This window comes from Nocardia farcinica, from assembly GCF_001182745.1.
GTDB lineage: Bacteria > Actinomycetota > Actinomycetes > Mycobacteriales > Mycobacteriaceae > Nocardia > Nocardia farcinica.
In genome coordinates this window covers 1,090,364-1,117,235 of the sequence record NZ_LN868939.1, presented here as the reverse complement: position 1 = coordinate 1,117,235, position 26,872 = coordinate 1,090,364, and the positions used below count along the sequence as shown (strand labels likewise).

27 protein-coding genes are annotated in these 26,872 nt (G+C 70.0%); 8 read left to right on the top strand and 19 right to left on the bottom strand.

Annotated elements, in window-relative coordinates; translation table 11 throughout:
• Position 1: 1 nt before the first annotated feature.
• Positions 2-1,150 carry a GTP-binding protein gene (locus AMO33_RS22135; RefSeq protein ID WP_060594109.1) on the bottom strand — a complete coding sequence of 383 codons (1,149 nt, stop codon included), beginning with the start codon at positions 1,148-1,150 and terminating at the stop codon, positions 2-4.
• Between the two features lie 81 nt (positions 1,151-1,231).
• Here AMO33_RS22135 and thiD point away from each other — a divergent pair, with 81 nt between their 5' ends.
• The 4 genes from thiD to AMO33_RS22115 all read left to right on the top strand — a co-directional run bounded on the left by thiD (position 1,232) and on the right by AMO33_RS22115 (position 6,392).
• Positions 1,232-2,077, top strand: coding sequence for a bifunctional hydroxymethylpyrimidine kinase/phosphomethylpyrimidine kinase (gene thiD / locus AMO33_RS22130; RefSeq protein WP_060594108.1), 846 nt, complete (start codon positions 1,232-1,234; stop codon positions 2,075-2,077).
• A 298-nt stretch (positions 2,078-2,375) separates the two neighbouring features.
• Positions 2,376-3,002 carry a class I SAM-dependent methyltransferase gene (locus tag AMO33_RS22125; RefSeq protein WP_060594107.1) on the top strand — a complete coding sequence of 209 codons (627 nt, stop codon included), beginning with the start codon at positions 2,376-2,378 and terminating at the stop codon, positions 3,000-3,002.
• 67 nt (positions 3,003-3,069) lie between these two features.
• On the top strand, positions 3,070-4,332 hold the full coding sequence (locus AMO33_RS22120) for a bifunctional glycosyltransferase family 2/GtrA family protein (RefSeq protein WP_060595097.1): 1,263 nt from the start codon (positions 3,070-3,072) through the stop codon (positions 4,330-4,332).
• On the top strand, positions 4,329-6,392 hold the full coding sequence (locus AMO33_RS22115) for a glycosyltransferase family 39 protein (protein ID WP_060594106.1): 2,064 nt from the start codon (positions 4,329-4,331) through the stop codon (positions 6,390-6,392). The genes AMO33_RS22120 and AMO33_RS22115 overlap by 4 nt, the downstream gene beginning before the upstream one ends.
• A gap of 138 nt (positions 6,393-6,530) precedes the next feature.
• Here AMO33_RS22115 and AMO33_RS22110 read toward each other — a convergent pair whose 3' ends face one another.
• Together AMO33_RS22110 and AMO33_RS31130 are read right to left on the bottom strand one after the other, a co-directional pair.
• On the bottom strand, positions 6,531-6,737 hold the full coding sequence (locus AMO33_RS22110) for a DUF397 domain-containing protein (protein WP_060594105.1): 207 nt from the start codon (positions 6,735-6,737) through the stop codon (positions 6,531-6,533).
• On the bottom strand, positions 6,734-7,681 hold the full coding sequence (locus AMO33_RS31130) for a helix-turn-helix domain-containing protein (RefSeq protein ID WP_159005596.1): 948 nt from the start codon (positions 7,679-7,681) through the stop codon (positions 6,734-6,736). The genes AMO33_RS22110 and AMO33_RS31130 overlap by 4 nt, the downstream gene beginning before the upstream one ends.
• Before the next feature lie 271 nt (positions 7,682-7,952).
• Between AMO33_RS31130 and AMO33_RS31700 the strand changes: the two genes are divergently transcribed.
• Both AMO33_RS31700 and AMO33_RS22100 read left to right on the top strand, forming a co-directional pair.
• Positions 7,953-8,237, top strand: coding sequence for a hypothetical protein (locus AMO33_RS31700; protein ID WP_098700232.1), 285 nt, complete (start codon positions 7,953-7,955; stop codon positions 8,235-8,237).
• On the top strand, positions 8,234-8,428 hold the full coding sequence (locus AMO33_RS22100) for a hypothetical protein (RefSeq protein ID WP_060594103.1): 195 nt from the start codon (positions 8,234-8,236) through the stop codon (positions 8,426-8,428). Before AMO33_RS31700 ends, AMO33_RS22100 begins: the two co-directional genes overlap by 4 nt.
• Positions 8,429-8,450: 22 nt before the next feature.
• On the opposite strand, the gene AMO33_RS22095 is transcribed toward AMO33_RS22100, so the two are convergent.
• From AMO33_RS22095 to AMO33_RS22050, 10 genes are all read right to left on the bottom strand, one after another.
• Positions 8,451-8,792, bottom strand: coding sequence for a hypothetical protein (locus AMO33_RS22095; RefSeq protein WP_127516273.1), 342 nt, complete (start codon positions 8,790-8,792; stop codon positions 8,451-8,453).
• Positions 8,793-8,899: 107 nt separating this feature from the next.
• Positions 8,900-10,150: a type II toxin-antitoxin system HipA family toxin gene (locus AMO33_RS22090; RefSeq protein WP_060594102.1), complete on the bottom strand. Its 1,251-nt coding sequence runs from the start codon at positions 10,148-10,150 to the stop codon at positions 8,900-8,902.
• Positions 10,134-10,451, bottom strand: coding sequence for a helix-turn-helix transcriptional regulator (locus AMO33_RS31695; protein WP_011211859.1), 318 nt, complete (start codon positions 10,449-10,451; stop codon positions 10,134-10,136). Before AMO33_RS31695 ends, AMO33_RS22090 begins: the two co-directional genes overlap by 17 nt.
• 281 nt (positions 10,452-10,732) lie before the next feature.
• Entirely contained in the window at positions 10,733-11,371 is a 639-nt protein-coding gene (locus tag AMO33_RS22080) for a TetR/AcrR family transcriptional regulator (RefSeq protein ID WP_041560468.1), read from the bottom strand.
• Positions 11,372-11,376: 5 nt separating this feature from the next.
• Positions 11,377-12,159, bottom strand: a complete 783-nt coding sequence (locus tag AMO33_RS22075; RefSeq protein ID WP_060594101.1) for an enoyl-CoA hydratase family protein — start codon at positions 12,157-12,159, stop codon at positions 11,377-11,379.
• 35 nt (positions 12,160-12,194) lie between these two features.
• On the bottom strand, positions 12,195-13,355 hold the full coding sequence (locus AMO33_RS22070) for an acyl-CoA dehydrogenase family protein (protein WP_011211862.1): 1,161 nt from the start codon (positions 13,353-13,355) through the stop codon (positions 12,195-12,197).
• Positions 13,356-13,358: 3 nt separating this feature from the next.
• Positions 13,359-15,359 carry an acetyl/propionyl/methylcrotonyl-CoA carboxylase subunit alpha gene (locus AMO33_RS22065; RefSeq protein WP_060594100.1) on the bottom strand — a complete coding sequence of 667 codons (2,001 nt, stop codon included), beginning with the start codon at positions 15,357-15,359 and terminating at the stop codon, positions 13,359-13,361.
• Positions 15,360-15,367: 8 nt separating this feature from the next.
• Positions 15,368-16,966 (bottom strand): acyl-CoA carboxylase subunit beta, encoded by a 1,599-nt coding sequence (locus AMO33_RS22060; protein WP_011211864.1) that lies wholly within the window; start codon positions 16,964-16,966, stop codon positions 15,368-15,370.
• Complete coding sequence (locus tag AMO33_RS22055; protein WP_060594099.1) at positions 16,963-18,117, bottom strand: acyl-CoA dehydrogenase family protein; 1,155 nt, start codon at positions 18,115-18,117, stop codon at positions 16,963-16,965. The genes AMO33_RS22060 and AMO33_RS22055 overlap by 4 nt, the downstream gene beginning before the upstream one ends.
• Positions 18,114-19,829 (bottom strand): acyclic terpene utilization AtuA family protein, encoded by a 1,716-nt coding sequence (locus tag AMO33_RS22050; protein ID WP_060594098.1) that lies wholly within the window; start codon positions 19,827-19,829, stop codon positions 18,114-18,116. Before AMO33_RS22050 ends, AMO33_RS22055 begins: the two co-directional genes overlap by 4 nt.
• Positions 19,830-20,024: 195 nt before the next feature.
• Here AMO33_RS22050 and AMO33_RS32115 point away from each other — a divergent pair, with 195 nt between their 5' ends.
• Both AMO33_RS32115 and AMO33_RS22045 read left to right on the top strand, forming a co-directional pair.
• The gene (locus AMO33_RS32115) at positions 20,025-20,183 is read left to right on the top strand and encodes a hypothetical protein (protein ID WP_167547539.1); all 159 of its coding nucleotides are present in this window, start codon (positions 20,025-20,027) and stop codon (positions 20,181-20,183) included.
• Between the two features lie 776 nt (positions 20,184-20,959).
• A complete protein-coding gene (locus AMO33_RS22045; protein WP_373368912.1) occupies positions 20,960-21,814 on the top strand; it encodes a hypothetical protein in 855 nt (284 codons plus the stop codon).
• A 3-nt stretch (positions 21,815-21,817) separates the two neighbouring features.
• Here the strand turns inward: AMO33_RS22045 and AMO33_RS22040 are convergent, their stop codons facing one another.
• The 6 genes from AMO33_RS22040 to thiO form a co-directional block, all read right to left on the bottom strand.
• Positions 21,818-22,714: an adenylate/guanylate cyclase domain-containing protein gene (locus tag AMO33_RS22040; RefSeq protein ID WP_170916149.1), complete on the bottom strand. Its 897-nt coding sequence runs from the start codon at positions 22,712-22,714 to the stop codon at positions 21,818-21,820.
• Between the two features lie 184 nt (positions 22,715-22,898).
• Positions 22,899-23,699: an ABC transporter permease gene (locus AMO33_RS22035; RefSeq protein WP_011211869.1), complete on the bottom strand. Its 801-nt coding sequence runs from the start codon at positions 23,697-23,699 to the stop codon at positions 22,899-22,901.
• Positions 23,699-24,676 (bottom strand): ABC transporter ATP-binding protein, encoded by a 978-nt coding sequence (locus tag AMO33_RS22030; RefSeq protein ID WP_060595095.1) that lies wholly within the window; start codon positions 24,674-24,676, stop codon positions 23,699-23,701. The genes AMO33_RS22035 and AMO33_RS22030 overlap by 1 nt, the downstream gene beginning before the upstream one ends.
• Positions 24,677-24,796: 120 nt before the next feature.
• Positions 24,797-25,501 carry a thiazole synthase gene (gene thiG / locus AMO33_RS22025; RefSeq protein ID WP_050768348.1) on the bottom strand — a complete coding sequence of 235 codons (705 nt, stop codon included), beginning with the start codon at positions 25,499-25,501 and terminating at the stop codon, positions 24,797-24,799.
• Positions 25,502-25,559: 58 nt separating this feature from the next.
• Positions 25,560-25,778 carry a sulfur carrier protein ThiS gene (thiS, locus tag AMO33_RS22020; protein WP_011211872.1) on the bottom strand — a complete coding sequence of 73 codons (219 nt, stop codon included), beginning with the start codon at positions 25,776-25,778 and terminating at the stop codon, positions 25,560-25,562.
• The gene (gene thiO / locus AMO33_RS22015) at positions 25,775-26,869 is read right to left on the bottom strand and encodes a glycine oxidase ThiO (RefSeq protein ID WP_060594096.1); all 1,095 of its coding nucleotides are present in this window, start codon (positions 26,867-26,869) and stop codon (positions 25,775-25,777) included. Before thiO ends, thiS begins: the two co-directional genes overlap by 4 nt.
• Positions 26,870-26,872: the final 3 nt, after the last annotated feature.

Here is a 26,872-nt window from a genome sequence, read left to right as displayed (position 1 = left end):
CTCAGGCGTGCTCGTGCAGCTCGCCCCACGCCGGAAACGGATCCGGGTAGGTCGCCCAGGCGGCCGGGCCCGCGGCGAACTCGGCGTCGGTGAGCAGCGCGTCGGCCAGCTGGGCACGCAGCCCGTCGACGTCGAGCTTCACACCGATGAAGACGATCTCCTGCCCCGGCGGGATGTCCAACGCCGACCACCAGGAGGCCGGTTCGAAGCTGAGGTTCGGACCGGCCTGCGACCAGAGCGCGGCGAACTGGCTGCGGCTGGCGATCCAGCAGAAACCCTTGCTGCGCAACAGTCCCCGCAGCTGGTCGAGCACGGCCGCCAAGCGCGCGGGATGGAACGGCCGCTCGGCGGTGAAGGTGAGGCTGCGGATGCCGTACTCCTCGGTCTCGGGAACATGCCCGCCCGCCAGTTCCTCGGTCCAGCCCTCGGATGCGGCGGCCAGCACCGGGTTGTAGCGCCCGGTGCCGAGCACTTCGGCGAGATCGACCACGCCGTGTGCGGTGCGCAGCACGCGGGCGCGCGGGTTCATCCGCCGCAGGGTGGCCTCGACGGTGCCCGCGGCGTTCTCGCTGACCAGATCGGTCTTGTTGAGCAACAGCACGTCGGCGAATTCCACCTGGTCGACGAGCAGGTCGGCGATGGTGCGCTCGTCGCCCTCCCCGGCCTGGAGATCCCGCGAGGCCAGCGTGTGGCCGCGCACAACCTCGGCCAGGAAGGTCGAGGCGTCCACCACGGTGACCATCGTGTCCAGCCGCGCGAGATCGCCGAGGCGGAACCCGTCCTCGAATTCCCATTCGAAGCTCGCCGCCACCGGCATCGGCTCGGAGATGCCGGTCGACTCGATGACCAGCTGGTCGAAGCGGCCCTCGCGCGCGAGCTTGCCCACCGACTCGATGAGGTCCTCGCGCAGGGTGCAGCAGATGCAGCCGTTGGTCAGTTCCACCAGCTTCTCCTCGGTGCGGTCCAGGTGGCCCTGGCCCGCGACGAGCGCGGCGTCGATGTTCACCTCGCTCATGTCGTTGACGATCACCGCGACGCGGCGACCCTCCCGGTTGGCGAGGATGTGGTTGAGCAGGGTGGTCTTACCCGCGCCGAGGAAGCCGGAGAGCACGGTGACGGGCAGCAGGTCGGAAGGCGGTGAAGTCGTCATTCTGTAAATGGTAATCATTTTCAATTGGCACCGCGCACCGGCTGCCCCATTCCCCGCCGCGCCACCGTATGGTGCACATCTGTGAAGCTGTTGCCGCTCCCCGCCGAAGGCCAGACGCCGGTGCGCGTCCTCACCATCGCAGGCACCGATTCCGGCGGCGGCGCCGGAATCCAGGCCGACTCCCGCACGATGACCCTGTGCGGAGTGCACGCCCTCGTCGCCGTGGCCGCCGTGACGGTGCAGAACTCGGTGGGGGTCAGCGGGTTCCACGAGATCCCGCCGCAGATCGTGGCCGATCAGGTGCGCTCGGTGGCCGGCGACATCGGCGTCGGCGCGGCCAAGACCGGCATGCTGGCCTCCTCGGCGATCATCGAGGCGGTCGCGGCGGTCTGCCGGGAGGTGGGCATCGGCGGCGACGGCCCCACCCCGCTGGTGGTCGATCCGGTGGCGGCCTCCATGCACGGCGACCCGCTGCTGCACGAGGAGGCGCTCGACGCCGTCCGGCACACCCTGTTCCCGCTGGCCACCGTCGTGACGCCGAACCTGGACGAGGTCCGCCTGCTCACCGGCATCCGGGTCACCGACGAGGCGTCGGCCCGGCGCGCCGCCGAGGCGCTGCACGCGTTCGGCCCGCGCTGGGTGGTGGTCAAGGGCGGGCACCTGCGCTCCTCCGAGGTCAGCACCGACCTGCTCTTCGACGGCACCACCTTCCAGGAGTTCACCGCGCCGCGGATCGCCACCGGCAACGACCACGGCGGCGGCGACACCCTGGCCGCCGCCGTGGCCTGCGCTCTCGCACACGGCTACCCGGTGCCCGAGGCGGTCGCCTTCGGCAAGGAGTGGACCCGGCGCTGCCTGGCCGCGGCCTACGATCTCGGCGCCGGCCACGGCCCGGTGTCGCCGCTGTGGCGGTTGCATCTGCCCTGAGCGGCGAGACACGCCGACCGGTCAGCGGGAGCGGCGCACCGGAATTGTCGGTGCCCGGGTCCATACTGAGGACAGTCGTCACCACCCCGGTCCCAACGACGTGACCGTCCCGAACAACGGCGTTCCCGGTGGCAACGGCTCTTCGAGCCCCGGCGTCGTCCGCGGCGGCAGGCCGGGGCCGCGATCGCGTCCGGCACATTTGCCGAACCGGCAACAAACTTTGCCGTCAGCCCGCATGTCCGGGCACGATCTCCCTCGCGGAGCCACCGCAGACCATCACGCGAGGAGGAGACGGCCGATGACCGAGACCACCCCCGAACAGTTCTGGGAAGACTTCTACCGCGAGCGCGACGCGGTGTGGTCGGGCAAGGTGAACGCCCTGTTCGCCCGCGAGGTCGAGCACCAGACGCCCGGCACCGCGCTCGACCTCGGATGCGGGGAGGGGGCCGACGCGATCTGGCTGGCCGAGCGCGGCTGGCGGGTCACCGCCGTCGACATCTCCACCGTCGCGCTCGAACGCGCCGCCGCCCACGCGGTCGAAGCCGGAGTCGACCACCGCATCACCTTCGCCAGGCACAACCTGCTCGAGTCCTTCCCCGCCGGCTCCTTCGACCTGGTCGCCGCCCAGTTCCTGCACTCGCCGGTCGCCGCGCCGGGCGAGCGCGACGGCATCCTCACCCGCGCCGCCGCGGCCGTCGCGCCGGGCGGACTGCTGGTGGTCGTCGCGCACGCCGGCTGGCCGAGCTGGATGACCGAGCCGCCGTCGTTCGAGTTCCCGACGCTCGAGGGCACCCTCGCGCTGCTCGATCCGGACGGCCGCTGGACGGTCGAGACCGCGGAACGGATCGAGCAGGAGATGACCGGCCCCGAAGGGCAGATCGGCACCCGCGCCGACACCGTGCTGCGGATGCGCAAACCCGCCTGACCGGTTCCCAGGAACCTCCCAGCTCGGTCCCAGCGGCGCCGGAGCGACGCCACCGAAGGTGGTGGCCATGACCGAGACCGTGGCCGTCGCCAGGACGGCGCAAGACATCGATGCCACGGGCCGCCCGCCCGTGCTGGACGTGGTGATCCCCGTCTACAACGAGGAGGCCGACCTCGGCGACTGCGTGCACCGGCTGCACGAGTACCTGCGCGGCGGCTTCCCGTTCCCGGCCCGCATCACCATCGCCGACAACGCCAGCACCGACGCGACCCTGCGCGTCGCGCACGAACTCGCCGCCCGGTATCCGGGCGTGCGGGTGGTGCACCTGGAGGCCAAGGGCCGCGGGCGGGCGCTGCGGGCGGTGTGGGAACGCTCCGACGCCCAGGTGGTCGCCTACATGGACGTCGACCTGTCCACCGACCTCGACGCCCTGCTGCCGCTGGTCGCCCCGCTCGTGTCCGGCCACTCCGACCTGGCGATCGGCACCCGGCTGGACACCTCGTCGCGGGTGGTGCGCGGACCCAAGCGCGAGATCATCTCCCGCTGCTACAACCTGATCCTGAAAGCCTCCCTGCGCGCGCACTTCTCCGATGCGCAATGCGGTTTCAAGGCCGTGCGCACCGCGGTCGCGCGGCAACTGCTGCCGCTGGTCGAGGACGGCGAATGGTTCTTCGACACCGAACTGCTGGTGCTGGCCGAGCGGGCCGGGCTGCGCATCCACGAGGTGCCGGTGGACTGGATCGACGATCCCGACAGCCGCGTCGACATCGTCGACACCGCGATCAAGGATCTGCGCGGGGTGTGGCGGCTCGCGCGCGCCATTTCCACGGGCGCGCTGCCGCTGGACGAGCTCCGCGCCGCGATCGGCCGTGAGCCGCTGGTGCCGGGCGTGCCGCTGGGAATGGTCGGACAGGTGGTGCGGTTCGCGATCATCGGCGTGCTGTCCACGCTCGCCTACATGCTGCTGTATCTGGTGTTGCAGCCGGTCGCGGGCGCGCAGGGCGCGAACTTCCTGACCCTGCTGCTCACCGCGATCGCCAACACCGCCGCCAACCGCGCGTTCACCTTCGGGGTGCGCGGGCCAGGCCGGGTGCTCACCCACCAGTTCCAAGGAATGCTGATCTTCGGGTTCGGCCTGCTGGTGACCAGCGGCTCGCTGTTCGCGCTGCACCGCTGGGCGCCCGCCGCGCCGGTGCACGTCGAACTGGTCGTGCTCGTCACCGCCAACCTCGTCGCGACGCTGGCCCGCTTCCTCGGGCTGCGCTGGGTGTTCCGCAATCCACCGGCCGCGACCCCGATCCGCACCGGCCAGACAGGAGCCGCCCGGTGACCACACTCCTCTCCCCGCCCGAACACGCTGCCGCGCAGCCGGTTCCGCGGCGACGGCGGCTCGACCGCGAGTACCTCCTGCTGGCCCTGCTGTTGGTCGGCACCACCGTGGCCTACCTGTACAACCTGTCCGCCAACGGGTGGGCCAACGCCTTCTACTCGGCTGCCGTGCAGGCGGGTTCGCGGTCGTGGCAGGCGTTCTTCTTCGGTTCCTCCGATGCCGCGAACTCGATCACCGTCGACAAACCGCCCGCCGCCCTGTGGCCGATGGCGCTGTCGGTGCGCCTGTTCGGCTTGAACAGCTGGAGCATCCTGGTACCGCAGGTGCTCATGGGGGTGGGCAGTGTGGCGTTGCTGTGGGCGACGGTGCGCCGCAACTTCGGCGCCGCCGCGGGCCTGCTGGCCGGGCTCGTCCTGGCCGTCATCCCGGTGGCCGCGTTGATGTTCCGTTTCAACAACCCCGACGCGCTGCTGGTGCTGCTGATGGTCGCTGCGGCATGGGCGACGACCCGCGCGGTCGCCGACGGCCGCTGGCGCTGGCTGATACTCACCGGCGCGTTCATCGGATTCGGTTTCCTCGCCAAGCAGTTGCAGGTGCTGTTGGTGGTGCCCGCACTGGCACTGACCTACCTGGTCGCCGGTCCGCCGCGGCTGATCCAACGGATCGCGCAACTGTTCGCCGCCGGCGCCGCGATGGTCGTCGCCGCGGGGTGGTGGCTGCTGGCCGTGGAGCTGTGGCCGGCGTCGTCCCGGCCGTGGATCGGTGGCTCGCAACGCAATTCCATCATCGAACTCACCCTCGGATACAACGGTCTCGGCAGGCTCAACGGCAACGAGACCGGCAGCGTCGGTCCCGGCGGCGAGCTGCCGCCCGGCGGCAACGGCATGTGGGGCAGCACGGGAATCACCCGGCTGTTCGAGCCCGCGCAAGGCGGTCAGATCGCCTGGCTGATCCCGGCGGCGTTGGTGCTCATGGTCACCGGGTCGGTGTTGCGCGGCAGGGCACCCCGCACCGACGGCCGCCGCGCCGCCCTGATCCTCTGGGGCGGCTGGCTGGTGGTGACCGGGCTGGTCTTCAGCTTCATGGCGGGGATCTTCCACCAGTACTACACGGTCGCGCTGGCACCTGCGGTCGCCGTCCTGGTCGGCGCCGGAGCCGTGCAGGCCTGGCGGGAGCGCGATCGGTGGTGGGTGCGGATCGCGTTGGCATCGGCGGTCGGGCTCACCACGGCGACGGCGTGGCTGCTGTTGTCGCGCAGCGCGGATTTCCTGCCGTGGTTGCGGTGGACCGTGCTCGTGGTGGGTGGGCTCGCGACCGTGGGCATGCTCGTGCCCGTCCGGCGCGAGTTCGCGGCCGGTGTCGCGGTGGCGGCCGCGCTGGCCGGGCTCGCCGGGCCGGTCGCCTACACCGTGCAGACGGTGGGGACCTCGCATCAGGGGTCGATCCCCACCGCCGGTCCACAGGTGAGCGGGCCCGGCGGGCCTGGCATGGGCGGCGACGGCATGCGGCTGATGGGCGGCCCCGACGGCGTTACCCGCTCCGACGGCGGTGGGCGAACCATGCCCGATGGAGGCACCGTGCCGAACGCCGGTGCCGCGCCCGGTGGTGGCGCAGCGAATCCCGGCACCGCGCCGGGTAACGGCGTCCCGGGTGACGGCGGCACCGCCGGTGGGACGGGCCGCGAACTGTTCGGCATGGGCGGACTACTCGGCGCCGGCACCCCCAGCGAGCAGGTCGTCAGCTTGATCGAGACGGACGCCGACACCTACACCTGGGCCGCCGCCGCCATCGGCTCCCAGAGCGCCGCCGGCCTCCAACTGGCCACCGAACTCCCCGTCATGCCCATCGGCGGCTTCAACGGCAGCGACCCCTCCCCCACGCTGGAGCAATTCCAGCAGTACGTCCGCGACGGCAAGATCCACTACTTCATCGGCGGCGGCCGCGGCGGACCGGGCGGATCGACCTCCGAAAGCTCCCGCATCAGCACCTGGGTCGAGGAGAACTTCACCCCCACCGTCGTCGACGGCGTCACCCTCTACGACCTGACCACCCCGAAATAGAACCACCCACCCCGCTGCCCACCGGCACCCCGACCGCCGGTGGGCAGCGGTGTGCGATCCGATCGGATACCAATTGCGCATCGTCGTGCTCGCGGCGGCGGGCACCCGCCGAACTCCACCTCGACGCGCCTCGAGCGCTCACGGACGATCGAACTCGCCGCCCTGCACGCCGTTCAGGAAAGCGTCCCACTCCGCCGGAGTGAACACCAACACGCCCCCGGACGGGTCCTTCGAGTCGCGGACCCCCACCATGCCGCCATCCAGGAACGCAACTTCCAGGCAGTTGTCGTTCCCCCCACTGTGGCTGCTCTTGAACCAACGCGCCCGGGACAGGTTCGTGCTCACGGCCCGTACTCCTTTGCTACCCGCCTGAGCAGGCGTTTACTCTCACTCCGATCCAACGCTACCCGCTGGATGCGCCGGAACGCCTCCCGGTAGGCGCGCACACTGCGAGGCGTTTCCAAATGCATACTGCCAGCGAAGCTTTCGACATAGACCACCGGCGGCTCATTCGCTTTCCCGCTGTTCGCGCCGAAGTCGAGGAGCGTGAACGCATCGACCGCCTTGCCCATCGGGTATCCCGCACAATCCGGCAACACCCGTAACGATACATTCGGCGGCATATCTGCCAGATGTCGAAGCTGTCGGCTCATCAGTCGGGCGCCTCCGACGATCCGGCGCAAGACTCCCTCGTCGAGCACCAAGTCGACCTCCAGCGGTGACAGGGAGCGGTTGATCAACCCAAGCCTCTTTCTGCGCACTTCCATTCGCTGCGCCCGTTCGCCAGGCGAATCGTCGTGGAAGTAGATTCGATCCAAAACCTCTGCGTACTCCTGGGTTTGGTAAAGACTGGAGATGATGTCCGGGCGATACACGGTGAGCCGCTCGGCTGCGGCTTCCAGTCCCAGATAGACCTTGAAACTCGGGGCGAGCATATCCGTACGCTCATCCCACCAACTCTGTTCTCGGCGTTGCGCAGCAAGCGTTTTGAGTTCCTCGAGCCGGTCCATCCCCTGATAGAGCCGACAGAGCTTGACCAGCTTGGCGTCGTGGATCTTGGACGCCTGTCCGCACTCGAGGCGCTGAAGCGATCCCGACCCCATTCCTACCGCTTTTGCTGCCGTGAGAATGGAAAGCCCGGTTTCGCTGCGCATTTCGCGAAGAATCCGGCCGAGCTGGCGGTGCCGAACCCCCGTCACCACCGGCCCGTCAGGGACCACCTGCCCCGGCGTGGGTGACGATTCACGCTCCCGATCGTCGGCACTTCCCCTGGTCACCGACTTGCCCATGGCGTGCTGATCCCCCTCACTCTCGGTGCGCCCCTTGCTTCGTGGGTGACACGATCGGCCGACCCCGGGTGATGGAAACCAACGGCGCGGGGTGGCTCCAGCTGCAAGTATGGACAGCGAATTGCCCCAGCGGGTGCCCTTCCCTCGTTCCCGTGGCACATACCGCTCTCTCCCAGCCCAACTCCTCGAGCGGTACCGCGCCGCGCTGCGGCGATGGGCCGACGCACCAGAACCACCAGCCAACAGGGCCTGCAGATCTCTCCCTCCCTCGATGACCGTCACCGAGGCGATCGAGATGTCATCGGCAGGAGGGCTTTTCCGAACGGAATCCACATCCGGGACAGTCGTCGAATGGTTCGTCGAACAAGGCGTTATCCACGTCGCCCGGATACAGTTCGCGACGGGTCGAATCATCGAGCTTCCGGGCTCTCCCGACCTCGGGATGTGCTTCGAGACGATGCCTCGCGACGTCTGGAATGCCATCCGAGAAGCGTGGGAAGGCGAGCGCTCACGCCGGAGAGGCACTCGATGGTCATGCCAGGAGAACGACCGGTGACCTCACCGCTTCCGTACGAACGTGACGTCTGCCTGGCCGTGATCCTCGCTGGAATGTCTTTACGGTACGTTGCCTGCCTCACGGCAGCGCTGATCTTCGTCCAGATATGGCCGGGGCGGGTGCTCGTGGTGGACGACCCCGCCGCGGCATACCCGCGACTGCCGACCGAGCGGCTCTACGTCGAGCCGTAGACGGGCTGCGGCCGGATGAGCATCAGCCCGTGACGGTGACCGTTGTTGTGGTGGAGCCGCCGTTGGGGCACCAGGCGGCTACGGTGTGTGTCCCGGCGGGGACGGCGTCGACGAACACGTTGCCGGTCGGGGCGACGGCGAGGCTGAGGGTTTCGGGGGTGCCGAAGTAGGGGTCGACGCGGCACCACTCCGGCGCGTCACCGCCGAGCGGGGTGACCGTCACGACCATCCAGTTCGCCCCGGTCGCGACTGCCACCGCGGGCGGCGGGGGCGGCTCGCTGCCCGCCACCCCGGCGGCACCGGCCACCATCAGCGGCCCCGCCAGCAGTGCCGCCATCCGTCCGAAACTCCTCGACGCCGTCATGGTGCTTCCTCTCGTTCCTCCGAATCCGGTCCACCCATATGACGCGACCCCCCACGGCCAGTCTCCCATCCACCGGCCCTCACAGAGGGGCAACGACTCGATCGCACTCACTCGGGGGCGGACAACTCCTGCCGCCGCTGCTCGATCAGCTCCGCGAGTCGTCGCGTCCAGGCTTCGTCGAACCCGATCTCGCCCAGCCTCCCGATCCACGGTTGGGCCGCCTCACTGATGCGGGCCAGGCTGCGGGCCAGCGCGCGCCGGGGAACACCGAGACGCTCGGCGGCCTCCATCCACCATCGGTGCCCGAGCCTGGCATTCCGGCCGTACAGTGCCAGCGCCATCGGGTCTTTCCAGGACAGGTACGGCTGCGTGGTGAGCAGGTCGTAGGCGGGGGTGACCTCCCAGATCCCGCTCGGCGCCCGAAGGATGGAGAGGTTCTTGCCGTGTAAATCGCCGTTGCCGATGAGGTAACTGAACGCCGCGATCTCGAGCATGGTGAGAATGGCGGCCCGGCGCGATCCTTCCCCGGCCTCCACCGCCTGCCCGAGTCCCTTGATCGCTTCCTGCAACGATATCCGGTACTTCGCGGCCGGATACCTGCCGAGTACCTGGCAGGCATCCTCTTGCGCGAGGCGCCGTATCCCGTCTCCCTCCACCACTCGGTCGAAGCGTTCGACGAACAGTCCGGCTCGCCCAAGCCGGTCGATCGCGAGTTGATGCGGTGGGACCCGGATTCCACACTCCGCGGCCATGTCGAGAAAGAAGTTCTCGTTCTCCACCAGGCGGGGGAACTCCGGTGGATTCAGTTTCAGGATGGCTGCCCCATGCCCGGTTCGCACGGGAGTGGAGATCATCCGGGCGGACACCTTCACCTGAATCCCCGGCAGTGCGGTGCGGTCGAACTCATCGCCGGTGATCGCGGTGGCCCGGGCAAACACCTCGGCGAAGTCCGCGGTGGCGGGATCTTCGCCGAACAGTGGCGGCGGCTCGGTGAGAGACAGCCCGGTGGGGAGCACCTGGACGTCGCCGACGGTGTCCGCACCGACCGCGAGAAGCAGGCTGAGGTGGTCGTCCTCGCTCGTTCTGGTGAGCGCCGTGATCGCGACCAAGCGAGCTCCCTCGGGGAGCAGGCCGGCGAAGAACGGTGGGACCGAACCGCCGGTCGTTCGGACGGCCTCGGAATGCTTGGGCAGGGTGAACGCGATCGGCGGTGTCTCGGGGTCGGCTCGATACTCCTCGAGGTAGGTGAAGACCACGTCGTCACCGTCCCTGCGAAGGGTTCCCGCCAGGCGACCGCACTTGTACACATCGGCAGACTCGACGTCGCGGAGGCGTCCGGGCTCAGGCCAGTTGCTCATCGTCGACCTCCTGTGCCGGGCGGACCCTGGCGGCCCTGCCGGTGATGGCATCAGCTGCGGTTCCGGTGAGGCTGACCAGTGTCAGACCGAGCGCGTCGAGGACGCGTAGCGTCACGGCCAGCGTCGGGGAATCGTGTCCGCCTTCGAGTGCCCGGACCGAGGACAATCCGACGTCGGCGAGCTCGGCGACGTCGAGCTGGGTCAGTCCGAGCGCGATGCGGCGATCGACGAGGAAGCTGCCGAACTCCAGCAGCGGTCCTCGCCGGGCCCGCGCTCGGCGACGTGGCTGAGGTCTCGACATCCCACTCCTATCAGCGGCATGCTGACGATAAGCAGCGGTGCAGATCCCGCCACCAGCAACCCGAGGTTTATCGTTGCCAATACAACGATAAACCGGTTTCCCCGAGAACCGAAGCAATCGAATCGGTTTAACATTGCCATCACAACGATAAGTGGCGGACTTCCCAGATCTCACCGAGGACAGCGCCTTAACTCTGCCGCGACAACGATAAGAGCGCGCCACGGCGAGCCGACCGGCCATTCGAAGACGGCCAGCGTTGCGCCGTGGGCGACAACCAGGAGTTACGCCGGTTCCGCGGCCACGGACACCACACCCGTGTGCAGTGCCGAGTGCAGGGTGACGGCCCACTGGTGGATGATCTGCTTGCGCCGGGCGGAGTCGTCGGTGAGGACGTCCGCGAGGCCGAGTCCGCGGGCCAGGTCGAGGGTGGCTTGGACGAGGTGGTGGGCGACGGGGTCGGAGTCGTCGACGCCGAGGGCTTCGACGGCGCGGCGGTGGGAGGCGCGGCCGAATTTGGCTTCCAGGGGGACGATGCGTTCGCGGAGCACCGGGTCGGCGGCGGCGTGGGTCCACACCTGGAGGGCGGCCTTGAACAGCGGGCTGGTGTAGGACTCGACCAGGCCCTCGACCACGGCTTCGGTGCGGGCGATGCCGTCGAGCTGCTCGGACATGGCCTCGGCTTCGCGCCTGGCCTGCTCGTTCCTGGTGTCGAACATGTACTCGAGCGCGGCCGTGATGAGATCTTCCCTGGTCGGGAAGTGGTGCTGGGCCGCGCCGCGCGACACCCCGGCCCGTTCGGCGACCACGGCGACCGTGGCGGCGGCCCAGCCCATCTCGGCCAGGCAGTCGATGGTCGCCTCGAGCAGCCGCTGCCGGGTGGCGCGGCTGCGGTCCTGCTTGGGTTCGTGGGGTGTCGCCATGATCGTCATTCTGCCCAGGTGGGCGGGCGGCGTTGCAGGAAGGCCGTCATGCCCTCGCGCACCTCGGGGGTGCCGAAGAAGCTCGCCGAGCGTTGCGCCAGTTCCTCGGCGGACCGGTCGAATTCGGCGAGGATGGGCGCGTTGACGAGTCGTTTGGCCTCGGCCAGGCCCTGCGGGGCGCCCTTGCGCAGTTCCGCGCACAGCCGCGCCACCTCGGCGGCGGGGTCCTCGGCGGTGACGGTGACCAAGCCGATCCGCTCGGCCTCGGCGGCGCCGAACTTCTCCCCGGTGAGGTAGTAGCGGGCGGCGGCGCGCGGTTCCAGGCGCGGCAGCAGGGTGAGCGAGATCATGAACGGCGCCAATCCGATGCGCACTTCGGTGAGCGCGAACGAGCTGCCCGGCCCGGCGACGACGATGTCGCAGCCCGCGACGATGCCCATGCCGCCCGCGCGGACGTTGCCGTCGATCTGGGCGATCACCGGCTTGGGGATCTCGACGAGCCTGCGCAGCACGCCGATCATCGTGCGGGTGCGCTGATCGGCGGCGACCGCGGGATCGGTGTCGCCCGCTTCGCTCAGGTCGGCGCCCGCGCAGAAGGTGTTGCCGGTGTGGGTGAGCACGATGCCGCGCACCGCCGGGTCCGCGGCCGCGTCGTCGAGACCGCGCAGCAGGTCCGCGACCAGGCGTGCGGACAGCGCGTTGCGGTTGTGCGGGGAATCGAACGTCAGCACGGCGAAGCGGTCGCGGACGTCGTAGCGCACCAGCGGCGCGGTGGAGGTGTCGGTCATCGTGCTCCCCTTCCGGCGGATCGGTACGGCGCGGATCAGTACGACTTGGGCAGGCCGAGCGAGTGCTGGGACACGAAGTTCAGCACCATCTCCCGGCTCACCGGCGCGATCCGCGCGATGCGGGCGGCGCCGAGCATCGCGGCCAGCCCGTAGTCGGCGGTCAGGCCCGCGCCGCCGTGGGTCTGGATGGCCTGGTCGAGCGCCTTGATGCTGACCTCGGCGGCGGCGTACTTGGCCATGTTGGCGGCTTCCGCCGCGCCCATCTCGTCGCCCGCGTCGTAGAGGGTGGCGGCCTTCTGCATCATCAGCTTGGCCATCTCCAGCTCGATCTTCACCTGCGCCAACGGATGCGAAATGCCTTGGTGCGCACCGATCGGTGTCTTCCACACCGTGCGCTCCTTGGCGTATTCGACGGCACGGTCGATGGCGTAGCGGGCCACGCCGACGGCCATCGCCGCACCCATGATCCGCTCGGGATTCAGCCCGGCGAACAGCTGCATCAGCGCGGCGTCCTCCCGACCGACCAGTGCGCTGGAGGGCAGGCGCACGTCGTCGAGGAACAGGCTGAACTGGTGGTCGGGCTCGATGATGTCCATCTCCTGCGCCACCTTGGTGAAGCCGGGGGCGTCGGTGGGCACGATGAACAGGGCGGGCTTGAGCTTGCCGGTCTTGTGGTCCTCGGTGCGCGCGACGATCAGCACCGCCTCGGCCTGGTCCACGCCGGAGATGAAGATCTTGCGGCCGGTCAGCAGCCAGTCGTCGCCGTCACGGCGGGCGGTGGTGGTGATCTGGTGGGAGTTGGACCCGGCGTCGGGTTCGGTGATGCCGAAGACCATCTTGGCCGAGCCGTCGGAGAGCTTGGGCAGCCACTGCTGCTTCTGCTCGTCGGTGCCGTAGCGGCTGATGATGGTGCCGCAGATGGCCGGGGAGACCACCATGAGCAGCAGGCCCGCGCCTTGGGCGGACAGTTCCTCCATCACCAGTGCCAGCTCGTACATGCCCGCACCGCCGCCGCCGTACTCCTCGGGCAGGTTCACCCCGAGGAAGCCCAATTTCCCTGCCTCGTCCCACAACTCGGTGAGGGGCTCGTTCTTGCGGGCCTTGGGCAGCACGTAGTCGCGATAGGTGTACTTGGCGGCCAGCGCGGCCACCGCGGCCCGCAGCTGCTTGCGCTCGTCGCTCTCGATGAAGCTCATGGCTCAGTCCTTCTCTGTGTCGTCGGCCGCGGGTTCCACGACGGCCAATACCGTGCCGATGTCGACCTGCTGGCCGACCGCGACGTTCACCGCGCTGAGCACACCGGCGGCGGGCGCGGCGATGGTGTGCTCCATCTTCATCGCCTCCAGCCACAGCACCGGCTGACCCGCGTCCACGCGGTCACCGACGGCGGCGCCGAGCCGGATGACGCTGCCCGGCATCGGGGCGAGCAGCGAGCCGGTGGCCACCTGGTCGGCCGGATCGCTGAAGCGCGGCAGCCTGCGCACGCTCACCGGACCCAGCGGCGAGTCCACACACACCAGATCGCCGTAGCGGGCGACGTCGAACACCCGCCGCACCGGGCCGCGCTCGCCCGGCACCGCCAGCACGACCCGCTCGGGGCCGGCCTCGACCAGTTCGAGACCGTCGTGCCCGTCGACCAGCACGCCGGAACGGGTGAACCGGTAGTCGACGTCGTGCACGCCGCTGACCCGGCTCTCGTAGGACTTGCGCTGCGACTGCGAGGGCAGGTTGCGCCAGCCGCTGGGCAACCCGCCGCCGACCCGGGCGGCGGCCCGGTTGGCGGCGGCGTCGGCGAGGGCCGCGGCCACGATGGACAGCCGCTCGTCGGCCGCGCTCACCAGCGGTGCCGACAGGGTGTCCAGGCCGTGGGTGGCGAAGAATGCCGTGTCGGTGTCACCGGCGAGGAAGGCCGGGTGGCGCAGCACCCGGACCAGCAGGTCCCGGTTGGTGACCAGACCGTGGATGCGGGCCCGCTGCAACGCCGAGGCCAGCAGGCGGGCGGCCTCGGCGCGGGTCTCGGCGTAGGAGATCACCTTCGACAGCATCGGGTCGTAGTGCACGCCGACCACCGAACCGTCCACCACACCGGTGTCCAGCCGCACGCCGGCCCGGTCGAGCAGATCGAATTCGGTGCACACCAGCGGAATGTCGAGGCGGTGCACGGTGCCGCTCTGCGGCTGCCACTCGTGGGCCGGGTCCTCGGCGTAGAGGCGCACCTCGATCGAATGTCCGCGCAGCGCGGGCGGCCGGGCGGGCAGCGCCGCGCCCGCGGCGATCTCGAGTTGCAGCCGCACCAGGTCCAACCCGGTGGTGCACTCGGTGACCGGATGTTCCACCTGCAGCCGGGTGTTCATCTCCAGGAAGTAGAACTCGCCCGCGTCGTCGGCCAGGAATTCCACGGTGCCCGCGCCGGTGTAGGAGATCGCGCCCGCGGCCAGCCGGGCGGCGTCGAACAGCCGCTCCCGCATGCCGTCGACGCGTTCGACCAGCGGCGAGGGCGCCTCCTCGACGACCTTCTGGTGCCGCCGCTGGATGGAGCATTCCCGCTCGCCGACGGCCCAGATGGTGCCGTGCGTGTCGGCGAGCACCTGCACCTCGATGTGGCGGCCGGTCTCGAGGTAGCGCTCGCAGAACACGGTCGGGTCGCCGAAGGCGGATTCGGCTTCCCGGCGGGCCGCGGCGATCTGCGGTTCGAGATCGGCCAGCTCGCGCACCACCCGCATGCCGCGGCCACCGCCGCCCGCGGAGGCCTTGATCAGCACCGGCAGATGCGCCTCGGTGACCTCGGCCGGATCGAGTTCGGCCAGCACCGGCACACCCGCGGCGTCCATCAGCTTCTTCGAGGCGACCTTCGAGCCCATCTCCTCGATCGCGGCGACCGGCGGCCCGACCCACACCAGCCCCGCGTCCAGCACGGCGCGGGCGAACTCGGCGTTCTCGGAGAGGAAGCCGTAGCCGGGGTGCACCGCGTCGGCGCCCGCGGCGAGTGCCGCCTCGATGATCAGCTCCCCGCGCAGATAGGTCTCGGCCGGGGTGTTGCCCGGCAGCCGGACCGCCGCGTCGGCCTCCCGCACATGGGGTGCGGCGGCATCGGCGTCGGAGTACACCGCGACGGTGCCCAGTCCCATCCGGCGGCAGGTGGCGAACACCCGCCGGGCGATCTCGCCTCGATTCGCGACCAGCACAGTGGAAATCGTCATCGCGTGCCTCACATCCGGAAGACGCCGAAGCCCTCGGCGCCCTTGATCGGGGCGTTGTGGATGGCCGAGAGCGCCATGCCCAACACCGTGCGGGTATCGCGGGGATCGATCACGCCGTCGTCGTAGAGCCTGCCGGACATGAACATCGGCAGCGATTCGGCCTCGATCTGCGCCTCGATCATCGCGCGCATCCCCGCGTCGGCCTCCTCGTCGAACGGCTTGCCGCGCGCCTCGGCGGCGGCGCGGCCGACGATCGAGATCACACCGGCCAGCTGCGCACCACCCATGACCGCGGATTTCGCGCTGGGCCAGGCGAAGACGAAGCGCGGATCGTAGGCGCGGCCGCACATGCCGTAGTGGCCCGCGCCGTAGGAGGCGCCCATCAGCAGCGAGATGTGCGGCACCTTCGAGTTCGACACCGCGTTGATCATCATCGCGCCGTGCTTGATGATGCCCTTCTGCTCGAACTCCTTGCCGACCATGTAGCCGGTGGTGTTGTGCAGGAACAGCAGTGGCGTGTCGGACTGGTTGGCGAGCTGGATGAACTGCGCGGCCTTCTGTGCCTCCTCGGAGAACAGCACGCCGCGCGCGTTGGCGAGGATGCCCACCGGGTAGCCGTGCAGCTGCGCCCAGCCGGTGACCAGGCTGCTGCCGTAGAGCGGCTTGAACTCGTCGAAGTCGGAGTCGTCGACCACGCGCGCGATCACCTCGCGCGGGTCGAACGGGATCTTCAGGTCGGCGGGCACGATGCCGAGCAGTTCCTCGGGGTCGTAGCGCGGCTCGAGCACCGGACCGCGCGGCGCCGGGCCCTGCTTGCGCCAGTTCAGCCGTTTGACGATGGAGCGGCCGATGCGGATCGCGTCCTGCTCGTCGGCGGCCAGGTAGTCGGCCAGGCCCGAGGTGCGGGCATGCATCTCGGCGCCGCCGAGGGATTCGTCGTCGGATTCCTCCCCGGTGGCCATCTTCACCAGCGGCGGGCCGCCGAGGAACACCTTGGAGCGCTCCTTGATCATCACCGTGTAGTCGGACATGCCGGGGATGTAGGCGCCGCCTGCGGTGGAATTGCCGAACACCAGCGCGATGGTGGGAATGCCCATCGCGGAGAGCTTGGTGAGGTCGCGGAACATCCGCCCCCCGGGGACGAAGACCTCCTTCTGGGTGGGCAGGTCCGCGCCGCCGGATTCGACCAGCCCGATCACCGGCAGCCGGTTCTCCATGGCGATGTCGTTCATGCGCAGGTTCTTGCGCAACGTCCACGGGTTGGAGGTGCCGCCGCGCACCGTCGGGTCGGGCGCGACGATCATGCACTCCACGCCCTCCACGATGCCGATCCCGGCGATCACGCTGGCACCGACGTGGAATTCGCTGCCCCAGGCGGCCAGCGGGCACAGCTCCAGGAACGGCGAGTCCTCGTCGATGAGCAGTTCGATGCGTTCGCGGGCGGTGAGCTTGCCGCGCTTGCGATGCCTGGCCAGCTTCTCTGGCCCGCCACCGGCGACCGCCTTGGCGAATTCGGCTTCGATCTCGGTGAGTTTGGTGGTCATCGCCTCGGCGGCGGCGGTGTATTCCGGTGCCGCGCTGTCGAGGGTGCTGCGCAGGATCGTCATGACTGGTACCCCAATCGCTTGGCCGCCAGGCCGGTCAGGATCTCGGTGGTGCCGCCGCCGATACCGAGGATGCGGATGTCGCGGTACTGGCGCTCCACCTCGGATTCACGCATGTAGCCCAGACCGCCGAAGAGCTGGACGGCTTGGTGGGCCACCCATTCGGCGGCCTCCACGGCGGTGTTCTTGGCGAAGCAGACCTCGGCGATCAGATCGGTCTCGCCCTCGGCGCTGCGCCGGGCGACCTCGCGGGTGTAGACGCGGGCGACGTCGATGCGCCGCGCCATCTCGGTCACCGTGTTCTGCACGGCCTGCCTGCTGATGAGCGGACGGCCGAAGGTCTCGCGGTTGCGCACCCACTCCAGGGTGAGGTCCAGGCAGCGCTGCGCTTGGGCGTAGGCCTGCACGGCCAGCCCGACCCGCTCGCTGACGAACGCGGCCGCGATCTGGTAGAAGCCCGAATTCTCCGGCCCCACCAGGTTTTCCACCGGAACCCGCACGTCCACATACGACAGTTCGGCGGTGTCGGAGGCCCGCCAGCCCATCTTGTCGAGCTTGCGGCTCACGGTGAAACCCGGCGTGTCCTTCTCCACCACCAGCAGCGAGATGCCCGCCGAGCCCGGCCCGCCGGTGCGGACCGCGGTGACCACGAAGTCGGCGCGGCACCCGGAGGTGATGTAGGTCTTGGCGCCGTTGACGATGTAATGGTCACCGTCGCGGCGCGCGGTGGTGGTGAGGTGGCCGACGTCGGAGCCGCCGCCGGGCTCGGTGATGGCCAGCGAACCGATCTTCTCGCCCGCGAGCGTGGGCTCGGCGAACCGCTCGATGAGATCGGTGTTGCCGGAGGCGATGATGTGCGGCACCGCGATACCGCAGGTGAACAGCGAGGCGAACAGCCCACCCGAGGCACCCGCCTGGTGCATCTCCTCGCAGACGATCACCGAATCCAGCGCGTCACCCCCGGCGCCGCCGGCCGACTCGGGGAACTGGATACCGAGCAGTCCCAGCGCACCCGCCTTCTTGTGCAGCTCGCGCGGGATCTCGCCCTCGCGTTCCCAGTCGTCGAGGTAGGGCAGCACCTCCCGCTCGACGAATCCGCGCACGGTGGCGCGCAATTCGCGGCGTTCGGGAGTGTTCCACGGACCGACATTCATGACAGCAGCTCCACGGGGATATCGAGGTGACGGGACCGCAGCCATTCGCCGAGTCCCTTGGCCTGCGGATCGAAGCGGGCCTGGTAGGCCACGCCCTTGCCGAGCAGGCCGGTGACGAGGAAGTTCACCGCGCGCAGGTTCGGCAGGACGTGCCGGGTGACGGTGAGCTGCGCGGTCTCGGGCAGCAGTGCTTTCAGCCGGTCGACGGTGAGGGTGTGCACCAGCCAGCGCCACTGGTCCTCGGTGCGCACCCAGACGCCGATGTTGGCGTCCCCGCCCTTGTCGCCGCTGCGGGCCAGCGCGATCGTGCCCAGCGGCACGCGGCGGGTCTCGCCGACCGGGAACTGTTGCGGCAGTGCCGGTTCCGGTACGTCGGCGAGCGCCCGGGTGTCGGTGGCCTGCGCGACGTCGACGCGGGCGCCGTCCGGCAGGACCGCGACGTGCGGCACCTGTCCGGCCTCGACGTACCCCGCGGTGTAGACCCCGTAGGGGGAACCGTTGCCGGGCGGTGCGGTGAAACTGCACCCGGGGTAGCTGGCCAGCGCCAGTTCCACCGCGACGCTGGAGAAGGCGCGGCCGACCTTGTTCGGATCGGGGTCGCGCACCACGCAGCGCAGCAGCGCGCTGGCCTGCTCCTCGGTGTCGGCGTCGGGGCGGTCCAGGCGGGCCAGCGTCCATTCCAGTTCGGCGGGCCGCACCGGTAGCCAGTCTTCCAGTTGGCGTTGCGCGAGTGCGGCTTTGGCCTCGATGTCGAGGCCGGTGAGGATGAAGCTCATCTCGTTGCGGAATCCGCCGAGCGTGTTCAGCGAGACCTTCAACTGTGGCGGCGGCGCCTCGCCGACGACACCGTCGACCAGCACCCGGTCCGGCCCCTCCTGGGTCAGGCGGATGCTGTCGAGCCGGGCGGTGACGTCGGGTCCGGCGTAGCGCGCGCCCTGGATCTCGTACATCAGCTGGGCCTCGACCGTGTCCACGGTGACCGCGCCGCCGGTGCCCGCGTGCTTGGTGATGACACTGCTCCCGTCGCGGCGGATCTCCGCGATGGGGAAGCCCGGCCTGCCCAGGTCGGGCAGTTCGGTGAAGAAGGCGTAGTTGCCGCCGGTGGCCTGGGTGCCGCATTCGATGATGTGCCCGGCCACCACCGCACCGGCGAGGGCGTCGTAATCGGTTCGGCCCCAGCCGAAATGCGCGGCGGCGGGCCCGACGATCACCGAGGCGTCGGTGACCCGGCCGGTGACCACGACGTCGGCCCCGGCGTTCAGGCATTCCACGATGCCCCACGCGCCCAGGTAGGCATTGGCGGTGAGCGGGGAGCCCAAGCCGAGCTCGCCCGCGCGGGCCAGCAGGTCGTCGCCCTCGACGTGCGCGATCTGCGCGTTCAGGCCCAGGTCGGCGGCGACCTTGCGCAGCCGTTCGGCCAGGCCCGCCGGGTTCAGCCCACCCGCGTTGGCGACGATCTGCACGCCCTTGTCCAGCGCGAGGCCGAGACAGTCCTCGATCTGCTTGACGAAGGTCTTGGCGTAGCCGAGGCTCGGGTCCTTCATCCGGTCCCGGCCGAGGATGAGCATCGTCAGCTCGGCCAGATAGTCGCCGGTGAGGACGTCGAGGTCGCCGCCCTCGAGCATCTCGCGCATCGCGGCGAGCCGATCACCGTAGAACCCGGAACAGTTGCCGATCCTGATCACTTCCGGATCGGCGGCCAACCTACCCATCAGCCGGGGCCTCCCTGTCGGTGGAGTTCGCGTCCGCCCCAGCATCACACCCAGCCGGAAAAAAATCAAGCTCGCGTGCTTGTTACTTGTTCGAGCAGGTCAGGTCGCTGATACCGGGTCGCTTCGGCGCTGGTTCGGGGCATATCACCCGCTATGGTGCACCCCCGCGACCGCCGACACGGCAGAATCGGACCAATGTCCACCGACGTCACGATGATCGTCCTGCTCGCGCTGTCCGGCTTCCTTCTCGGCGGCGCCTACTCCACCTGGAAGACCGCGCGGCCGCTGGCCATCGGCCTGGGTGTCTGCGGTGTCCTCGCCGCCGCGGGCGCTCTGGCGTGGGGGCTGTCCTGACGCCGTGCCGCACGCCATCACCGCACTGATCCTGTGCGGACCACACGACGCCTCCGCCGCCGCGGCCTGGGGTGGCGAGCCGGTCCCCTCACCGCCGAGCTGGCGCTGTTCCACCTGACGCACCACTACACCGCCTACTGGCAGGCGCGGCGCGACGGAATGGCTGGAGCTTGCCCCGGGAGGCTCCCGGCCTGTTCCCCCGCGAAGGGGTGGTGCGCCTGCCCGCCGCGGAGCTGTCCGACTCGCCCGCGCCGTCGTTCGCGGTGATCCACACCGACTACCATGTCGGCGTGGGCACGCAATGGGGGGTGGCGCCGACGAGTTCGACACCGTGGGACTCGCGGCCCATCGAGCCACACCGGAGCACCTCGACCGAAACGCCGACCTGTTCGACGAGATGGGAGTGTGAGGCGCTGCCCACCGGCTCGCGCCCCGCGAAACCGATTGCGGCGCAATAGTAAGTACTTCGCCGAGACCATCCTTTCCTGCCGAGACGTCGACCAGCTCGAGAAATGGCTGCGCCCCGCGCTGGAGGTCAGTCGGGCCGAGGAACTGCTGGCCTGATTGTCAACGCGGCGGCGTCACCCGGGCGAGGGATGGATTCGCAGGTCGTCCGGTAGACAGGCAACGGCACGGGCAGTTGCCGCGAAGTCGCGGGCAGTCCCCATGGCCAGTGAACACCGAGTAGGACTCCTGACTACGAAATCGTTTGGTACGTAACACCTGTCGGTGCCGACGATTACTGTGCGCGCATGCCTTCGGCTCCGCATGAAGTGGTGATCGACATGTTCAACGCGCGACCGGATCTGGTCGCGCCGCTGTTGTCCGCGCTCGGCTGCCAACTACCGTGCTACGAAACGGTGGAACCTCGCTCCGAACGTGCCGCTGTACTGGCGCCCACCGAGTACTACGCCGATGCGGTGCTGGCGTTCCGGCGGGGAGGTGACACCGTCCTCGCGGTGGTGGTGGAGATCCAGCTCCGCCGCGATGGTGACAAGCTCTGGTCCTGGCCGGTCTACACCGCGTCGCTGCGAGCGCGGCTGAGGTGTCCGGTACTGCTCCTTGTCATCTGTCCCGATCCCCGTACCGCCACGTGGGCGGCACAACCCTTGCACTTCGGCTACGGCAACCCGCCGACAACCCTGGCACCGCTGGTGCTCGATCCCTCATCGGTGCCGGTGGTCACCGATCCCGATCTGGCGGCCGAACTTCCGGAACTGGCCGTGCTGTCGGCGGTGGCCCATCCGGACCACCCCGACCACACCGAAATCTGGCGCGCGTTGGCGATCGGTCTTCGAACACTCGGAGCCGACCCGGCCCTGCGATACCATGACTTCATCCTGACGATGCTGCCGCGCGCGGTTCGTCCTGCTTGGGAGGCATTCATGTCCACCGGTCTGCGTGACTACAACTTCACCAGCGACTTCGCGCGCAAGTACTTCGCCGAGGGCGAAGCGCAGGGCGAAGCGATCGGCGAGGCGAAGTCGGTCCTGACTGTTCTCGACGCCCGCGGCATCACCGTGTCCGATCAGGTCCGCGAGACCATTCTCTCCTGCCGAGACCTCGACCAGCTCCAGAAATGGCTGCGCCGCGCGCTGGAGGTCGGCCGGGCCGAAGAACTACTGGCCTGACGCTCACGCTCGCGACGACACCCGGGTGAGGCGGTAGATCCGCAGGTCGTCCGGGACGCCGTTGAGGGGGGCGGCGAAGAGGCTGCGGCGGTAGGGCTTGGTGGTGCGGCCCAGGGCGGTGAGGGTGTCGGGGTGCAGGGCGCGCAGGGTGGCGTCGGAGAGCATGGTGTAGCCGTTGCCGCCCGCGGCCATGACGCGGGCGGCGACATTGACGTCGACGCCGAGCCAGTCGCCGCCGATCTCGCGGGGCATGCCGGTGTGCAGGCCCACCCGCATGCGCGGCTGGTAGCCCTCGATCTCGACGCCGCGCAGGTTGTCCTTGGCGGTGACGGCGGCGCGCACGGCGTCGTCGGCGGTGGCGAACACGGCCATCATGCCGTCGCCCATCCGCTTGACGACGCTGCCGCGATGCTCGGCGACGGGCGGTTCGATGGCCGTGGCGACCGCGCGTAGCAGGCGCAGCGTCACCTCGTCGCCGGCGGTGAGCGACCAGCTGGAGAACGCGACCAGATCGGTGAACATCACCGTCACCTCGGTGTCACCGCGACCGCGGCCGACCCGCTCGAGCACGGCCTGCCACACCTGAAGGGCGCCGAGGCCGAGTTCCCGCGCCGCCGTCGGCGAGTCGCCGACCAGTTTCTCCGCCGCCCGCGCCACCGCACGGGCACCGCCGGGGCCGGAGACCGAGAGCGGATCGCCGAAGGAGGGGTCACCGGGGAGTTTGCGGCGCACCGAGCGCAGTGCGTCGATGAGCTCGGGGCGCCGGTTGGTGTCGGTGACGAGCGCGGCCAGGCGTTCGCGCCGCGGCGGCTTGGGTGGGCGGCCGTCCTGGGCGGGCGCGGCATCCTCGGTCTCGGGCCCCCGCCGAGGCTCGGCACCGTCCCCGGGTGTCTCGCTCACGCACCGAAGCGTATCCCACCGACAATGCCGACGGCCCGGCGTGGAAGGCGAATTGCCTTCACACACCGGGCCGGTGGGGGCACGACCGCCGGGCAGTGACGGATCGTGCCTGCGCGGTGCGTACCTCCCGACAAGGTCGTCACCGCGGAACCCGAGCGGCGAGGGCGCTACTCGGGTGGCTTCATCACGCGTCCCGCTTGTTCACCACGACCAGCGCCGCGGCGAACACGATCGCGACGAACGCCGCGAAGTACAGCAGCGCGGGCCAGGCTCCCCAGTGCCACGGCAGGCTGTTGTCGTCGAGGCCGAGAAAGCGGTTCGCGTTCTGGAACGGCAGGAACACTTGAATATTACGTCCGTACTTGCCGAACGCGCCGATGATCGGCTCGATCAGCACGGGCCAGACGATCAGCAGCGAGATGGCACCCGCCGACTGGCGCACCAGCGCCCCGACACCCACGGCCAGGAAGACCACCAGGGCGACGAAGATCGGGACGGCGTAGAAGATCTTGGTGTCACCCTCGCTGAGGCTCAGCTTGGCGCCCACGTCGTCGGTGGTGATCACCTGCAGGATGAAGAAGCTCAGCAGGGTGAGCACCGCGCTGAGCACGGCCGCGCCCACCGCGATCATCGCCGCCTTGGTGACCAGCACCGACGTGCGGTTGGGCACGGCGAGGAAGGTGGCTTTCATGGTCCCGAAGCGGTATTCGCTGGTGACCGCGAGCGCCGCCAGGATCATGATCAGGATGTAGCCGAAGCCGGGAATGAAGGCGACGCCGGTGATGCCGAGGCCCGCCATCGCGTTCTCGGCGTACGGCGGCTCCGGACCGAGCGACGGGTCTTCCCGGTAGGCGCTCATGGAGACGTTCAGCAGCAGGGCGAACAACGCCGTGATGCCGAGGGCGAACACGACCGTCAACGCCGTGCACCACCAGGGCGACCTGGTCGAGGTCAGTTTGATCCGTTCCGCGGCCAACACGCCCATCAGAGCGCACCTCCCATCGCTGTGTACGGGCCACCCGGTCCGGGCACACCCACCGCCTCGGCGCCCTCGCCGTGGTACTGCACGGCGCCGCCGGTCATCCGCATGAACGCCTCCTCCAGCGAGGCCCGCTGCGGCGAGAGTTCGAACAGGGTGATGTCGTTGGCGCCGGCGAGCTTGCCGACGGCGTCGCTGGTCACCCCCGCGACGAGCAGCGCGGGCCCCTCGGCGCCCGTGCCGTCCTCACGCACGGTCATGCCGTTGGAGGTGAGCAGGCTGCGCAGCTGGTCCAGTTGCGGGCTGCGCACCCGCACGGTCTGCTCGGAGGCGCGTTCGATGAACTCCTTGGTGGGGGTGTCGGCGATGAGCTTGCCGCGCCCGATCACGATCAGGTGCTCGGCGGTCTGGGCCATCTCCGAGAGCAGGTGGCTCGACACCAGCACGGTGCGGCCCTCGGAGGCCAGCCGCTGCATGAACCGGCGGATCCACAGGATGCCCTCCGGGTCGAGGCCGTTGACCGGCTCGTCGAACAGCAGCACCCTCGGATCGCCGAGCAGCGCGCCGGCCAGGCCCAGCCGCTGGGACATGCCCAGCGAGTAGCCGCCCGCGTTCTTGCCCGCCACCTCCGACAAGCCGACCAGCCGCAGGACCTCCTCGACCCGCGATTTCGCGATGCCGTTGGAGGCGGCCAGCCACTCCAGGTGGGCGCGCGCCGACCGGTTCGGATGCACCCACTTGGCGTCCAGCAGCGCGCCGACCGTGCGCAGCGGCTGTTTCAGCTGGTGATACGGCTTGCCGTCGATGAGCGCGGTGCCCGCCGTCGGGGTGTCCAGCCCCAGGATCATCCGCATCGTCGTGGACTTGCCCGCGCCGTTCGGCCCGAGGAAGCCAGTCACCTGTCCCGGTTTCACGGTGAAGGTGAGATCCTCGACGGCGGCGGTCCGGCCGTAGTGTTTGGTCAGACCCCTCACTTCGATCATGCTGTCCAGCATTCCCTACGACGGGCTCGCGCGCGTCCCCACCTGGGGTGGAATTCGGTCATCCTCGAGAATGACCCGATCCCCCAGTGCCCCGGGGGCCTGCCCCTACCGCTGCGGCCCTTACCGCTGCGGGGAGGACGCCTGAGCCCAGAACCGCTTGGGGATGCGGCCCGCCTCGCGGGCGAGCAGACCCGCCCGTACGGCATCGGCCATCGCCGCCGCCATCAGCGGCGGTCGCTTGGCCCGGGTCACGGCGGTGGCCAGCAGCACCGCCGAGCAGCCGAGTTCCATCGCCAGCGCGGCATCGCTCGCGGTGCCGATGCCCGCGTCGAGGATCACCGGCACGCCCGCGGCGGCGACGATCATCTCGATGTTGTGCGGGTTGCCGATGCCGAGGCCGGTGCCGATGGGGGCGCCCAGCGGCATCACCGCCGCGCAGCCCGCGTCCTCCAGCCGCCGGGCCAGCACCGGGTCGTCGTTGGTGTAGGGCAGCACGGTGAAACCGGCATCGACCAATTGCTCTGCGGCGCTGAGCAATTCGATCGGGTCCGGCAGCAGGGTGCGTTCGTCGGCGACGACCTCGAGCTTGACCCAGGTGGTGTCGAGCGCTTCGGCGGCCAGCTGCGCGGTCAACACCGCCTCGGCGGCGGTCCGGCAGCCCGCGGTGTTCGGCAACGGGGTGATCTCGAGCCGTTTCAGCAGGTCGAGCACGCCCGTGCCGCCCGCGGCGTCGACGCGGCGCATGGCGACCGTGGTGAGTTCGGTGCCGGAGGCGACCAGGGCCTCCTCCAGCACGGCCAGGTTCTCGGCACCGCCGGTGCCCATGATGAGACGGGAACCGAACTCCCGGTCGGCGATGCGCAGCGGCGGCAGGTCGGGATGCTCAGCCACCTTGGACCGCCGTCAGCACCTCGATGGACCAGCCGCGCCCGACCTGTTCGTCCCAGCGCGACTTCGGGAACACCGCGCCGTCGACGGCCACCGCGACGCCCTGGCAGGGCAGCGCGAGCCGGTCCAGCAGTTCCCGCACGGTGAGCGGCTCGGCGAACTCGTGGTCCTCGCCGTTCACCGTGACACCGATGGGGATGGATGGTGCGGTCATCGAATTCCTCCTGACGCGGACAGCGACGCCGGGGCGGGCGTCGGGGTGAAGCGGTGCGGGTCGGCGGCCGCGGCCTCGGGCAGCGGCGCGTCACCGAGCGCGGCCATCGTCGCGTCGACGGTGAGCGGCACGGCCAGCATGCCGTTGCGGCCGTGGCCGGTGGCGGCCACGACCCGCTCGGACAGCCTGCCGATGAGGGGCAGGTTGTCCGGGGTGCCGGGGCGGGAGCCCGCGCTCGCCTCGGCCAGCTCGTATTCACCGATGCCGGGCAGCACCGCCTCGGCGTCGGCGATCAGATCACGGACACCGCCGACGGTGACGGTGGTGTCGAACCCGGCTTCGTACTGGGTGGCGCCGACGACGATGCCGTCCGCGCGCGGCACCAGGTAGACCGGGCGGCCGTGCACCCGGGCACGCACCACCCGGCGGGGTGCGGGCGCCGCGCCCGGCCGGTGCCGCAGGCGCAGGATCTCGCCCTTCACCGGCCGCACCGGCAGGCCCGGCCACAACCCGGCGGACGCGGCGCCCGCGGCCAGCACCACCTGGTCGAAGGACAGGGCCGCCAGGTCGGTGACGGACTCGGCGCGCACGTCCACCCCGGCCGCCGTGGCCGCGGCGTGCAGTGCCCGGAACAGCTGCCGATTGTCGATGGCGGGTTCGGCGGAGAGCATGCCCGCGCGCACGGTCCGGGCGAGGGCGGGTTCGATCGCGCGGACGCCCGCCCGATCCAGCAGGCGCAGGTCGTGGCCGCGTTCGCCGACCCAGTCGGCGACGGTGCGCAGGTCGGCCGCGTCGGCGGCGTCGAGCGCGACGGTCAGGGTCGCGTCGGCGACGAAGACATCGATGCCGGTGGCGCTGCGCAGCCGAGCGGCGAAATCGGGCCAGCGCGCCAGCGAGGCGGCGCCGAACTCGAGGACCCGGTCCTCCCCCGGCCAGCCCTCCGACAGCGGCGCGAGCATGCCACCCGCGACCCGGGAGGCGCCGGACCCGGCGGCGGCGTCGAACAGCGTGACCCGCCATCCCGCTTCGGCGGCCCGCCAGGCCACCGCGAAACCTATGGCGCCGCCGCCGACGACGGCCAGAGTCCGCATGTC